This window comes from Gilliamella sp. LMG 34359, from assembly GCF_984569085.1.
This window is the reverse complement of sequence record NZ_OZ474906.1, coordinates 922127-936905: the sequence shown is the minus strand read 5'-3', so window position 1 is coordinate 936905 and position 14779 is coordinate 922127. Positions and strand designations below refer to the sequence as shown.

General features: G+C 36.1%; 12 protein-coding genes. 3 read left to right on the top strand and 9 right to left on the bottom strand.

The genetic code is table 11. The features are described from left to right. Positions 1–731: 731 nt before the first annotated feature. Together adhE and tcdA are read right to left on the bottom strand one after the other, a co-directional pair. Positions 732–3428 (bottom strand): bifunctional acetaldehyde-CoA/alcohol dehydrogenase, encoded by a 2697-nt coding sequence (gene adhE, locus AC5LXV_RS04435; RefSeq protein ID WP_493467475.1) that lies wholly within the window; start codon positions 3426–3428, stop codon positions 732–734. 245 nt (positions 3429–3673) lie between these two features. Then, entirely contained in the window at positions 3674–4468 is a 795-nt protein-coding gene (tcdA, locus tag AC5LXV_RS04430; RefSeq protein ID WP_493467474.1) for a tRNA cyclic N6-threonylcarbamoyladenosine(37) synthase TcdA, read from the bottom strand. Between the two features lie 284 nt (positions 4469–4752). On the opposite strand from tcdA, the gene AC5LXV_RS04425 reads away from it, so the two are divergent. Both AC5LXV_RS04425 and dhaL read left to right on the top strand, forming a co-directional pair. Further along, on the top strand, positions 4753–5757 hold the full coding sequence (locus AC5LXV_RS04425; protein WP_493467473.1) for a dihydroxyacetone kinase subunit DhaK: 1005 nt from the start codon (positions 4753–4755) through the stop codon (positions 5755–5757). A gap of 1 nt (position 5758) precedes the next feature. Further along, positions 5759–6382 carry a dihydroxyacetone kinase subunit DhaL gene (gene dhaL / locus AC5LXV_RS04420; RefSeq protein ID WP_493467472.1) on the top strand — a complete coding sequence of 208 codons (624 nt, stop codon included), beginning with the start codon at positions 5759–5761 and terminating at the stop codon, positions 6380–6382. A gap of 62 nt (positions 6383–6444) precedes the next feature. On the opposite strand, the gene AC5LXV_RS04415 is transcribed toward dhaL, so the two are convergent. The 7 genes from AC5LXV_RS04415 to AC5LXV_RS04385 all read right to left on the bottom strand — a co-directional run bounded on the left by AC5LXV_RS04415 (position 6445) and on the right by AC5LXV_RS04385 (position 13387). Next, positions 6445–7107, bottom strand: a complete 663-nt coding sequence (locus AC5LXV_RS04415; protein ID WP_034884447.1) for a class II aldolase/adducin family protein — start codon at positions 7105–7107, stop codon at positions 6445–6447. A gap of 28 nt (positions 7108–7135) precedes the next feature. Further along, positions 7136–9199, bottom strand: coding sequence for a BglG family transcription antiterminator (locus tag AC5LXV_RS04410; protein ID WP_493445853.1), 2064 nt, complete (start codon positions 9197–9199; stop codon positions 7136–7138). 87 nt (positions 9200–9286) lie between these two features. Then, a complete protein-coding gene (locus AC5LXV_RS04405) occupies positions 9287–10663 on the bottom strand; it encodes a PTS galactitol transporter subunit IIC (RefSeq protein WP_493467471.1) in 1377 nt (458 codons plus the stop codon). Between the two features lie 10 nt (positions 10664–10673). Further along, positions 10674–10952, bottom strand: coding sequence for a PTS sugar transporter subunit IIB (locus tag AC5LXV_RS04400; protein WP_110434710.1), 279 nt, complete (start codon positions 10950–10952; stop codon positions 10674–10676). Positions 10953–10961: 9 nt separating this feature from the next. Then, positions 10962–11438 carry a PTS sugar transporter subunit IIA gene (locus tag AC5LXV_RS04395; protein ID WP_181415324.1) on the bottom strand — a complete coding sequence of 159 codons (477 nt, stop codon included), beginning with the start codon at positions 11436–11438 and terminating at the stop codon, positions 10962–10964. A 288-nt stretch (positions 11439–11726) separates the two neighbouring features. Further along, complete coding sequence (locus AC5LXV_RS04390; RefSeq protein ID WP_065652062.1) at positions 11727–13082, bottom strand: PFL family protein; 1356 nt, start codon at positions 13080–13082, stop codon at positions 11727–11729. Between the two features lie 35 nt (positions 13083–13117). Then, positions 13118–13387 carry an ACT domain-containing protein gene (locus tag AC5LXV_RS04385; protein ID WP_110424462.1) on the bottom strand — a complete coding sequence of 90 codons (270 nt, stop codon included), beginning with the start codon at positions 13385–13387 and terminating at the stop codon, positions 13118–13120. Positions 13388–13530: 143 nt separating this feature from the next. Between AC5LXV_RS04385 and AC5LXV_RS04380 the strand changes: the two genes are divergently transcribed. Continuing rightward, complete coding sequence (locus AC5LXV_RS04380) at positions 13531–14745, top strand: pyridoxal phosphate-dependent aminotransferase (RefSeq protein WP_110424461.1); 1215 nt, start codon at positions 13531–13533, stop codon at positions 14743–14745. The last annotated feature ends 34 nt before the right edge of the window (positions 14746–14779 follow it).

Below are 14779 nucleotides of genomic sequence, written 5' to 3'. Positions count from 1 at the left end.
AAACTCATTCATTGCGGGTTTTACCTTGTTGATAGAGCGTTACCATCTGCTGTTTAAAATCATCTGTATAGGTTCGTCTTTCTCGCCGTTTTATTTTCATCGTATTTTCTTTTTTAGGGGAATTTATCTTATCCCTTAAAAAAGTTGTACGAATTAATGTCGCCTATTCATCGTTAATTAACCCCTTATATGGATATGCACCACCATAGTAAGGATAAAGCAAAATTTATTCACTTAATAAAATTAAAGATAAGATGTCGAGGAGATAAACTATTTCAGTTTTTTGTTAAGCAAAAATACTGTTTTAACTTATTGATTTGGGACGTTTCTTTTTAGCTATGGTTGTTGTAATCTCTTTAGTAGCCTATTGATTAGCTATTTCTTAACTAATTAATCCCCTATCTTGAAGTGTTCGACCATAGTAAATATCAAGCAGAATGCATCAACTTAATAAAATAAAAAAAACAGAAAATAAAATATTCAAAGCTTTTACTAATTAAGAATAGTGTTTTAACTTACCGATTTGGGGCGTTTCTTTTTTAGTTATGGTTGCTGTAATCCCTTTAGTGGCCTATTGATTAGCTATTTCTTAACTAATTAACTTATTATCTGGTTAGATAGAACCATAGTAGAGATCAAGCAAAATTTATTCATTTAATATAATTAAAAAATAAAAAAGCCTGAGATATAGACTATCTCAGGCTTTTGCTAATCAAAAATAATATTTTAACTTATTTCTTTTTAGTTGCTTTTTTATCAGTTGAGCTAGCACCTTTTGCCGCTGTATGTACAGCCACATCTTCACTAATATCGCCTGTATCTTGATACGCACGACCATAATAAGTATCAAGTAGAATTTGTTTCAATTCAGCAATTAAAGGATAACGTGGGTTAGCACCTGTACATTGGTCATCAAAGGCATCCACAGCAAGTTGGTCAACTTGAGCTAAGAAAGCTTGTTCATCTACACCAAACTCTTTGATAGAGAATGGAATATCAAGATCTTTTCTTAATTGATCTAACCAACCAATTAATTTCTCAACTTTCTTCTCATCTTTGTCGGCTGCAGCTGTTAAACCTAAATGGTCAGCGATTTCAGCATAACGTCTAACTGCTTGCGGATAACCATATTGGCTAAATGTACCTTGTTTAGTTGGTTTATCAGTTGCATTGAAGCGAACAACATTACTAATCAGCATCGCATTTGCCACACCATGAGGGATATGGAATGCCGCACCAATTTTATGCGCCATAGAGTGACATACACCTAAAAATGCTTGCGCAAAAGCAACGCCAGCTAATGTTGCCGCACTGTGCACTTTTTCGCGTGCTATCGGGTTTTTAGACCCTTCTCTATAGCTTGCTGGTAGATATGCTTTCAATATGCTTAATGCTTGTAATGCTTGCCCATCAGAGAAGTCATTTGCCATAATTGACACATAAGCTTCTAAAGCGTGCGTTACCGCATCATAGCCACCTGCAGCACAAAGTGATTTAGGCATATTCATAACTAAGTTAGCATCAACAATTGCCATATTTGGAGTAATTGCATAATCCGCTAATGGATATTTTTGACCAGTTGCATCATCAGTCACCACCGCAAATGGTGTAACTTCAGAACCAGTACCAGATGTAGTTGTCACACAAATTAATTTAGCTTTTTTGCCCATGTTAGGGAAGTGACAAGTACGTTTACGAATATCCATAAAACGCAATGCTAATTCATCAAATTTTGTTTCTGGATGTTCATAAAGAACCCACATAATTTTCGCGGCATCCATTGGTGAACCACCACCTAAAGCAATAACAGTATCTGGTTGGAAAGCTGTCATTGCATCAGTACCTTTACGCACTACACTTAATGTTGGATCTGCTTCAACATCAAAGAAGGTTTCACAAATTACGCCTTGTGATTCAAGTTGATCAGTAATTTGTTTAGAATAACCGTTATTAAATAAGAATTTATCGGTTACTAAGAAGACTCGTTTGGCACCTTGCTCAATCACTTCATTTAAAGCAACTGGAAGTGAGCCACGTTTAAAATAGATAGAACTTGGTAATTTGTGCCATAACATGTTTTCTGCTCTCTTAGCGATTGTTTTCTTGTTGATTAAGTGTTTCGGACCGACATTTTCTGAAACCGAGTTACCACCCCAAGAACCACATCCTAGTGTTAAAGATGGCGCTAAATCAAAGTTATACAAATCACCAATACCACCGTGAGCAGCTGGTTGGTTGATTAAAATACGACAGGTTTTCATTTTACTACCAAAGTAAGCAACACGATCACGATTGCTATCTTGGTCAGTATAAAGTACAGAGGTATGCCCCATGCCACCCATTTCAACTAATTTTTCTGCTTTTTCTACAGCTTCATTGAAATCTTTTGCTTTGAACATCGCTAAAGTTGGAGAAAGTTTTTCATGAGCAAATGGTTCTGATAAATCAACTTTACTTACTTCACCAACAAGTACTTTTGCTCCGGCTGGCGCTTTAAATCCAGCTAATTCAGCAATTTTAGTCGCTGGTTGACCAACAATATTAGCATTTAAGGCACCTTTATCATTTAAGATAATACCTTGAACAGCTTTAGTTTCTTTATCATTTAGAACATATGCGCCATATTGCGTTAATAAACGACGCACTTCATCATAAACAGAATCGACTACAACAATAGCTTGCTCTGATGCACAAATCATACCGTTATCAAATGTTTTAGACATCAATACCGATGCAACGGCACGTTTTAAGTCAGCAGTTTCATCAATAATTACAGGTGTATTACCTGCACCAACACCTAATGCTGGTTTACCAGAACTGTAAGCTGCTTTAACCATACCTGGACCACCAGTAGCCAAGATAGCTGATACGTCATCATGATGCATTAACGCATTAGATAATTCGATAGACGGCTCATCAATCCAGCCAATAATATCTTTAGGAGCACCTGCTTTAATTGCCGCATCAAGCACAATTCGAGCTGCTTCAATAGTCGATTTTTTAGCTCGTGGATGTGGTGAAAAGACGATTGCGTTACGAGTTTTTAAACTGATAAGTGATTTAAAAATCGCCGTTGATGTAGGGTTTGTTGTTGGTACGATACCACAAATAATCCCTAATGGTTCTGCTAAAGTAATGGTGCCGTATGGCTCGTTCTCAGCGACAACACCACAAGTCTTATCATTGCGATATTTATTAAGAATATACTCAGCAGCAAATAAGTTTTTGATAACTTTATCTTCTACAATTCCCATTCCTGACTCAGCAACAGCTTGCTGTGCAAGAGGGATTCGCGCTGCGGCTGCAGCAGTAGCTGCGGCTACGAAGATTTTATCAACTTGCTCTTGAGTATAAGTAGAATAAGTTTCTTGAGCTTTTTTCACTCGTTTCATTAACTCATTTAACTCATTCATATTGGTTACTGCCATAGATTTCTCCTTGAAAATTAAAAAATAAACTGGGATCGTTTGGCGTCTTCCTTGAACATATTTAAAGCATATTTATCATAGCAAAACGAAATTGTCGGATATCGTAAATCAGTTTTTTACTTTATACAATAAGATATTTCATAAAACGAAAGTTTATTCGAAAGAACAAATATTTTTATTGATTTTAGCTATTAAAATTTAAGATTTGCTATTCTAATAGCCAATAATTTAAAAAAAGTAACAACTCATAAATTAGATAACTTATTTAACACATAACTTACTGCCACAAAACCAAATGTGGCCGTGACAGTGGTAATTGCGCCAAATCCTGACTCACAATCCATTTTTTTAGGACCCTCGGCCTTACTTTTCATCATGCAAATTTGTCCGTTAGATGTTGGATAAGTCAATTGTTCAGTTGAAAAAACACAAGGAATAGCAAATTTGCCTTTGCTATCTTTATTTAGTTTATAATCATTTTTTAATCGTTCACGCAATTTGGCTGCTAAAGGATCTTGTATGGTTTTTGCCAAATCTGCGATCTTGATTTGTGTTGGGTCTTTTTGACCGCCCGCTCCGCCTATAGTAATGACTTTTAATTTTTGCCGTTTGCAATAAGCTAATACCGCTGCTTTATCCCTGACACTGTCGATCGCATCAATGATATAGTCATAACGGGGATTTTGCTTAGTTCCTAAATAATCACTAACATTATCGACATTAATAAAATCATCGATTTGATTAACAATGCACTCAGGGTTAATCGCTAAAATACGCTCCGCCATCACCGCCGTTTTGGCTTTACCAATATTGGACTTTAATGCATGAATTTGGCGATTAGTATTGGTAATACAGACATCATCCATATCAATTAAGGTAATTTGCCCAATACCACTACGCGCAAGTGATTCAGCTACCCAAGAACCCACTCCACCAATACCAATGACACAGATATGGGCTTGGGAAAACCGCCGTAATGCCTGCTCACCATACAGTCTGGCAATACCGCTAAAGCGTTGAAAATAAAATTCAGTTTTCATCATTATTTATTAATAGTGTTTAAACTAAAACAGTATACACTCCTAGATCTTTTTTACAGATTATATTTTAGTTATCTTTTATCGATCACTTATCCATTAATAATGTCCTTATTATCACTTTTCAAGTATCGCAAAGTAAATTTGTTTAACAATATTGATATTGCACCTCATCCCTTTGATGCACCATAAGTTGGTCACTATTTGTCATTAATTCTGTTCGTTTGCATTTTGGCTTTTTTCTACAATAAAAGTTGTTAACCATATTGAATAAAGAGGACAAACGAATGCGCAAACCCAAAAAATTACTTAACGATCCTAATAATGTTCGGCAAGAAGTCATGCAAGGATTGATATATGCCTATAATGGCAAATTAACCGCCATTGAAGATTGTTGTGCGGTCTATGGAAATCATATTATCACCGATCAAGTAGTCGTTGTTTCTGGCGGTGGTAGTGGTCATGAACCCACCTTTGCAGGTTTTATCGGTCATGGAGGTATTGATGGTTGCGCGTTAGGCGAAGTATTTACCTCTCCCTCTCCTGATCAGATTATTGCCGTAACCAAAGCGATAGAAAAAGGCAAAGGGGTACTATTTTTATATGGAAATTACTCGGGTGACGGCATGAATTTCGATATTTCAGCAGAGATTTTAGCTGAAGACAATATCATCAGCAAAACCATTCGAGCGACTGATGACATCGCATCAGCACCACTTGCAAAACTTTCAGATCGTCGTGGTGTCGCAGGCATTATGTTGTTATATAAAATCGCCGGAGCCGCGGCGCAGATCGAAAAATATGATCTTGATAAGCTTTATCAGGTAGTAAGCAAAGCCAATGCTAATGTTCGCACTATTGGTGTTGCGCTTGATGGTTGCGCCTTACCGCAATCAACCAATTTTAACTTTGAATTAGCAGATGATGAGATAGAAATTGGAATCGGTATTCATGGTGAAGCGGGATTAAGTCGACAGACAATGACATCAAGTGATGATGTCGTTAAACAGATGATAGACCATTTATGTGATGATTTACCCTTTGTTGCTGGTGATCGTGTCTGTGTATTAATAAACAATTTAGGGGCGTTGAGTAATACGGAACTGATGATTATTACCCGTAAAGTGGGCATTGAGCTTAAAGCTCGAAAAATAGATAGCCATGATATTGTTGTTGGTCATTTCTGTACATCTCTTGAGATGTCGGGTTTTTCTATCACGCTAATGAAATTGGATGACGAATTACAGCATCTTTACGATTTACCATGTCAAACACTAGGATGGAGAAAATAGAATGAACTTATTACAAGTACGTAAAATGATGTTATTTACCGCCGAACAAATGGTCGCAAGCGAACCAACATTAACCGCCTTAGATCAAGTAGTCGGTGATGGCGATCACGGTATTGGTATGAAGCGTGGATTTTCAGCTATTAATCAACTGTTACAAGATGAACAGTTCCAACCTAATGATATTGGTGATTTATTTAAGCAAATTGGCACCAAATTAATGACTAGCATGGGCGGTGCATCAGGCGCGATCTTTGGGACATTATTTAGGGCTGGTGACAAAAGCCTTAGTGGCGTAACAGATTTTAATTCGCCAGTTTTAGCTAAATGGCTTAATGAGGGGTGGCAAGCAGTTTATCAACGTGGCAATGCTAAACCTGGCGATAAAACCATGGTAGATGCTTTAGCGGCTGCCGCGACAACCGCAAATCAATTAACTACACTACCTTTGGCCGATGCATTACCTAAAGTAGCGGATTCTGCGATGCAAGGGGCTGAAAAAACCAAACAGATGATAGCGGTGTTTGGAAGAGCAAAAAATTTAGGTGATCGCACTATAGGTCATATGGATCCGGGTGCCGTTTCAATGGCCTATATTTTAAAATATATGAATGAATATCTGCAGTAATCAAAAAATTTATCGCCGACGATGTCGGCGATAATAGTCATGCAAATTAGCCCCAATAACCCCTATTTTTTAAATTTAATCTGTGCCGGATAAGCCCAACTCTGGAGCTCTTCTGCCGGAAAACCACCCGGATCTTTACCGCCATTAATCAACAGTGCGTGGTAGTAGATTTCCGCCATTTCTTCAATATATGCAGCCTTTAATACGGCTTCATAAGGATCTTTATCAACCGCCACCGCCCCATGTTTTTCCATTAAAATTGCATCTGCTCGCTTGATAGGCTCTATCACGCTATTGGATAGTTCTGGTGTTCCCGGTCGACCATATGGTGCGACAGGTATTACCCCATCTTTTAAATTTAGAATTGCACACTCATAAACTACCGCAGGAATTGGTTTAGCTAAGACAGCAAAAGAAGTGGCAAAAATGGAATGCGTATGTGAAATAGCCAAAACATCCGGACGAGCTTTATAAATCTCAAGATGCATCAAACATTCGCTAGTTGGCCTTAACCCTGACTCGGCTTCAATAACATTCGCATCTAGATCCATCACTACAATATCACGAGCTGTTAATAATTGTTTATCAATGGTGGTAGGTGTAACTAACACATAACCCGTCTGCTTATCACGTACACTTGAATTTCCAGCTTTGTGTTTACAAAGTCCCCATTCACTTGATTTTTTAGCCATATCGACAACATATTGTTTTTGAATCTCTAACATTTTATTACTCCTATTCTAGGCAAACTACTCATTGATAATTAGCAAATAATTGCCAAAGTTCTTGGTTATTTTTAGCATGACGAATGCGCATCGCTCCCTCGTGAAATTCCAATAATTCATTTAATTGAGCGAGGGCTTTAAGATGTTTTTGCGGATTATTAGTGGCTAAAATCACAATTAAATCGACTTGCATATAACCGCAAATATCGATTTTTTCCGGTAATCTAAGCAGTGACATGGCCACTTGGTTCACGCCATCATCAATCCCAGCGTGAGCAATAATTAAGCCTTCAACTAACATAATGTAAGGTTGTTCAAATTGAATTTTATTGATCATTTTTTCAAGATAACAATATTCGATAAACTGATTGTTTAGTAATGGTTGAGCAGCTAATTGAATGGCCTCTTGCCAAGAGATATCAGATGTGTCTGCAATATTGATATGATCTTGTTGCATAAGATCAGCAAGAGCTGGTATCTCTTTTTGGGTGATCCGCAGTGGATTTTCAGTTAACTCATCATTATAAAGATAAGCAGTTAGCTCTTTTTGTAATGCCTTTCGATCATTAATCTTGCTAAATTTTTCAACAATTAACATCAGTTCTTCAATTTGGATAATACTTGGATCGATACCTTGTAATGTACCCATTACCTGATTACGAAACGCATTTTTATGTAGATTATTCAACGAAGGATTAACAATAAATAACAGTTTATCGGTTGTTAAATGGGAAGTTGAAAAAACAATATCATAGTAATGATTATACTTTTCGAACTCTCGTTTCGACATTGCATCGGAAAAATGGAGTTCCGGAAACAAAACTTGTAAGGTCAAATAAAGATAAGTTGACACCGTTGCACTATTTTCACAAACGACAATCGCTATTTTTTTCGTTTTAATCAGGTTGATTAAACCTTCACGAGTTAACCATCCACCAAATAACACCGTGATAAAAGCAATTTCTTCATCCGGCATACTACAATGTAAAATTTTTTCAAAAGGAATAATGGCTTTTCGTACCATTTCGTGTAAATGACCAAATTCTTGTAATACGATGTCGTAAACACTATTAATATTGGTGATGTGATAACGAATACGATAATAAGCCGGTTTCCAATGTTGATAAATACGTTCAATTAATTCATTTTTATCTTTAAATGTAATACAACTAATCTGCTGAAAATTATCAATGACTTCAATAGCACTTTCCAGTAATACCGCATCTAAGTGAAAATATTTATCTGATAAAGTTTGGATATTTGAACTCTGTACCAAAACCGTTAAAAAAACCTGTTCATTAATATCGATAATTCCAAATCGTTCAATCAATTTCTTCATCAATTGAAAATCTCGGCTATTAGCCACATCGAGATAATTTTCAGGTAAAATTTCAATTTTTTTATTGGTTTCAATTCGTTGTAATATAAAACAGATAAAATAAGTTAACTCTTGTAATTGTTCATCGGTAAAAATGATTTTTAATTTTTTTTCAATTTCGCTAAACACGATGCCAATATGTTCTAAACGACCTTGAGTGATAATATCGTTATATCTAAAGATTTTGTCTGCTATCGGTATGTGAATAATTCGACGAATTAAATTCAATAATAGATAACGTTTGTTAATTTCATTACCAACAATCCGATAACCATTTTCTCGATCATAAGTAACTTGTAAACAGTGTTGATCTATTACCGTTTGTGCTTTTTTTAAATCATTAACTACAGTATTTTGGCTAACGGTAAGTGATGAAGAGAGATGAATCAAAGATAATCGTTCAATACGAGTTAACAAAAAAAATAACAATAAATGAACTCTTTCATCTTCTGAATAAATATATCTTCCTATGGCTTGCGAAACTGGCTCGGTGCGAAACGTTTCAATGACTATCTTGGGTACACTAAATTTTCCAGTTTTGAAACGTTTAATCAATTCAAGATTAGAAGATTCAAGAAAATCATTAATCTTTTTAATGGTATAACTTAGTTGTTTACGAGTTAATCCGAATTTAGATTGCAGCTCAACGCCACTCATACTTGGATTTTGAATTAATGCATTTAATACAGCATGAATTCTTTTATCAACTACCATAAAATTATATGCCTCTTGCTCGCTATCGGCTGATAACGAGCATTTCCATTAGTCTTTGTAAAAATTCATTCAGTTTTTATGTTAGATTTATTGTTCAACGATATTCTGGTGCGATTCTTTTCGCAGTTCTCGTGCATAAAAGAAGTAACCTACACACCAGTAAATAGCTAAAAATAATGGTAAGAAGTAGCCTTGTAAGCATTGCCAAATAAATGAAAATGCATAAGTGAAAATTGGTGCATCAATACAACTATTGGAAATTAATTGGTTTGTTGGAATATTAATTGCTTTAGTCGCCAATCCTAAATCAGTAATAATTGGTGCAAATTGTGTTCCTACAAATAGAAAGAATGGGACACCGATTATTGCCAAAATCACCATTCTTAGTGTGTTGCCTTTGGTCAAAATATAAGCTGGCACTACGAGGGCGATATTGATAATACCGGCAAAAGGTAAAATTTTATTACCTGGAAGAATAACCGACCAAATTAAAGTGAACGGAATAGCCACAATTACCGTAAACCAAATTTCGCTTGCTCCGCCCATAAATGGCCAATCCAAACCGACAAACAGTTTTCGACCAGCAAACCTTTTGTTCATATAATCGCTGATCGCCTCAGAAATAGGCGATAACGCCTGCATAAATAATTTAGAAATCATTGGAAACAACATTAATGCTGTCGCCGCTTGTACACCAAGAGTTAAGGTAGCAGGGATATCATAATCAGCAATGAGGCCAAAAGTAACGCCAAGTAAAAAACCTATCACATGATTTTCTGCAAAAATACCTAATTTAGATCTTAGGGTTGCGGCATCCATTGGTTTATTTAATGCTGGGATTTTGCGGAGTAATAAATCAAATGGATAATAAATTGCACTAAAAAATAACATCCTATGAGTACAAGTCACACCCGGTATACCAGTTAATTTTTCAATTCTTTGTTGATTAATATCACCTGAATTAAGTTCTAATATAATTTGCAAAGTGGCAATAAGAAACGCAAGAATAAGCGCAATCAGCCCGCCTACAATAGGTGTGGCGACAGCTACCACAATAAAAGCCGTAAAAATTTTGCCCCATACATTCCATAAATCGGCATTGAAGGTATTAGTTTTTTTGAACACCAGCATTAAAATATTGACGCCAACTTGTAAAGGGAACATCAAAAATGCATAAGGCCATGCCCAAGATACATTAGCCATGGTTGTCCAACCACCGTCGACAATACTTAATTCAATTCCTGTTCGTTCCATCATCGTTTGTGCCGCAGAGCCTATTGCACCAACCATAAAGGCAATCAACATACTCATACCAACAAATGCGACACCTAAGGTAATGGCGGCTGATATACCATCCCTCAATTTCATTCGTACTATCAAGCCAGCAATTAACATGATGATGGGTACAAAAACTGGAGCGCCTAAATTCAAAATATAATTGATAACTGTTCCAAGAAAATCCATAATTACGCTCCTATTTGCAGGCATCTATAATTTTTTGTAGTTCTAAATCCATATTTATTCCGGTTAAAAACGCAATGCCATTAATGACCGGAATGGGATACTCCTTCTCAATTTTGGTTATCGCGATATACGCCGCACTACTTTTAATATGAGTATCAACCGATTTGAGATCGACAACTTCGATTTTGATGTCATTAAGATTTTTTTCTTTTAGTAGACGTGTAACCTTACTTGCAACCGTTTGTGATGTAGCCACTCCACTACCACACGCAACAATGATTTTTTTCATAATGCCTCCTTATAGATGGATGTTTGACGTTAACAAAGTAAAAATTTCATGTTGAGTTTTTGCCTGATTAAGGGCGTCCAAAAAACATGAATTAACAAAGCTGGACATTAATTTTTGCAACAAGTCGATATGCCCATCCTTTTGATTAAATCCGAGCAAAAAGATAAAATTAACGTCTAAAACATGATCATTATTTGCCATTTCACGCCATGGAATCGTTCCTTTTACCCGCGTAAAAAAGATAAAGGGACGAATAACATGTTCAATATCAGTATGAGGAATGGCCACCACATATGGTTCTGTAGGTAAGGCAGTAGGAAATGTTGATTCTCTTTGTTTTATGGCTTCTAAAAATGAATGATTAACGTAACCACCATTTTTCAAAATAGGAAAAGTAAATTCAAAAAATTGGTCGCTATCGGCGAAGTCTTTATCTAATAGAATTAACTCATTAAAAAACATTTGATCTTTAGAATCACTCCCCATTTTATCCTCCATCATGTCATTAGCAAATTTCAAAAATTTGTTAATTCACTGTTGTTAATTCACTATTGCTAATTAAATCGTTTCTTAATTAATGTTGGTGATTTTAGGAAATTAAGATACCAGAGACGAATGAATTTGATACCAAATAATATCCATGATATTGCACATCATATGGACAATTTTGGATAGTTATACCAAACAATGAAACGCTCTTTTGAGGATATAAAGTGATAAGAAATGATCGGTGGTTCTGCCCTAAATAAATATTTAAGGCAGAATCATAGTAAATTAATTTTTAAAGGAGTGAATTGGAGCAGGAATACGCCCACCACGTTGGATGAAATCACATGAGCTAAATTTATTAACTGGCATAACTGGCGCATGTCCAAGTAAACCACCAAATTCAATATTATCGCCGACGGTTAATCCAACGGCAGGAATAATCCGGACTGCGGTAGTTTTATGGTTGATTACCCCTATTGCGGCTTCATCAGCAATAATCGCTGATATGGTTTCAGCTGTTGTATCGCCAGGAATGGCAATCATATCTAGACCGACCGAGCAAACACATGTCATCGCTTCTAGTTTTTCCAAATTAAGGGCACCGTTATTTACTGCATCAATCATGCCTGCGTCTTCTGATACCGGAATAAACGCACCACTTAATCCACCAACATGACCACATGCCATTACGCCGCCCTTTTTCACCGCATCATTAAGCATCGCTAGTGCAGCGGTAGTTCCATGTGTTCCAACAACTTCTAGTCCCATTTCCTCTAAAATATGCGCCACCGAATCACCAATGGCCGGTGTTGGTGCTAAAGATAAATCAACAATCCCAAATTTAACGCCTAAACGTTCTGATGCCTCTTTACCCACTAATTGTCCCATACGGGTTATTTTAAAAGCTGTCTTTTTGATCGTTTCAGCAACCACATCAAATGGTTGGCCTTTCACTTTTTCAAGAGCACGTTTAACCACGCCTGGTCCACTAACCCCAACATTAATGACACAGTCTGCTTCGCCGACACCATGAAAAGCCCCTGCCATAAATGGATTATCTTCAACAGCATTGGCAAATACCACCAATTTAGCGCAAGCCATACTACTATTATCGGCAGTTAACGCTGCGGCTTCTTTGATGATTTGTCCCATCTGCTTTACTGCATCCATATTAATGCCGGTTTGTGTAGAACCAACATTGACTGATGCACATACTCGTTCTGTTTGCGCGAGGGCTTGCGGTATTGATTTGATCAATATTTCATCACCCTTATGATAACCTTTTTGCACTAAAGCGGAAAAGCCACCAATAAAGTTCACGCCAACCGCTTTTGCCGCATCATCTAACGTTTTGGCGAACGCAACATAATCTTTATCATTACTTGCCCCAGCAATGAGTGACATAGGAGTAACAGAAATACGTTTATTTATAATAGGTATACCAAATTCAGAAGTGATTTGCTCACCAACTTTGACTAAATTTTTTGCTAGTCGGGTAATTTTATCGTAAATTTTTTGACGGGCCTTCTCACCATCACTATCAATACAATCAAGAAGAGATATACCCATGGTTATTGTGCGGATATCGAGCTTTTCTTCCTCTATCATTTTAATTGTTTCGAGGATCTGTTTTGTTTCCATTAGTTCTATCCTTTCATAAAAATATAAATTTGAGTTTACAAACGGTGCATTGCATCAAAAATTTCTTCTCGTTGTAGATTCACTTTAACTTTTAGTTGTTCACCGGTATTAACTAAAGCATTTTTAACTTCATCAAACGATACACTAATTTTAGATAAATCAAGTAACATGATCATAGTAAAATACTCATCCATGATAGTTTGACTAACATCTAAAATATTAATATTTAACTCATATAGCTTTTGACTTACACCTGCAATAATACCAGTTTGATCCTTTCCTATTACCGTTAAAATTGTTTTCATTACACACTCCGCACGAATTTTATACAATTAAAAAAATTTTATTGAGTTGTTTATAATAACACCTTCAAAAATTATCGAAATAGGAGTAGATTGTTTTTTTAATCAAAATAAAAAACAAAAAGATAAAATGAAAGGGCGTTATTATGGTGAATTTTCAAAAATCCAATAAATTGGATCATGTTTGTTATGACATTCGTGGACCAATTCTTGATCATGCAAAAAAGCTTGAAGAAGAAGGTCAAACCATTCTTAAACTTAATATTGGAAATCCCGCCCCTTTCGGTTTTACTGCGCCAGATGAACTATTAGTAGATGTTATTCGTAACCTACCGACATCACAAGGATATTGTGATTCAAAAGGTCTTTATTCTGCTCGTAAAGCGATTATGCAGCATTATCAATCCAGAGGAATTACCAATTTGGATGTAGAAGATATCTATATTGGTAATGGTGTTTCTGAGTTAATTGTTCAATCAATGCAAGCATTACTTAATAGTGGTGATGAAATATTAGTACCAATGCCTGATTATCCACTTTGGACTGCAGCCGTTAGTTTATCTGGTGGTAACGCAGTTCACTATCTTTGTGATGAAGAAGCTAATTGGTCACCTGATTTACAAGATATCAAACAAAAAATTACCCCTAAAACCAAAGGGATTGTGATTATCAATCCAAACAATCCTACTGGCGCGGTGTATAGTAAAGAAATTTTACTCGAAATTGCCGAAATCGCCCGACAAAATAATTTAATCATTTTTGCTGACGAAATTTACGATAAAATTTTATATGATGATGCTGTACATCATTCAATAGCAGCTTTAGCTCCGGATCTGTTTGTCATTACCATGAGCGGTTTATCAAAAACGTACCGAGTTGCTGGTTTTAGACAAGGGTGGATGGCGCTTTGTGGACCAAAGCAACATGTTAAAGGTTATATTGAAGGGCTGAACATGTTAGCTTCAATGCGTCTATGCGCTAATGTACCATTGCAACATGCAATTCAAGGAGCATTAGGTGGCTATCAAAGTATTAACGAATTTATTGTACCTGGTGGACGACTCTATGACCAATGTATGTTGGCTTGGCAACTATTAAATGATATTCCGGGTGTCTCTTGTACTAAACCACAAGGTGCTTTATATCTTTTCCCTAAACTTGATCAGAAAAAATTTAATATTCATAGTGATCAAAAATTAGTTTTAGACTTTTTGTTACAAGAAAAAGTATTGTTAGTTCAAGGAAGTGGATTTAACTGGCATAAGCCAGATCATGTCAGAATTGTCGCATTACCTCACACCGGTGAATTGCAAGATGCCATTGGCCGTTTTGCTAATTTCTTATCTAGCTACAAACAATAATTAAATATTTAGTTACCAATAAAAAAGCGCCTTA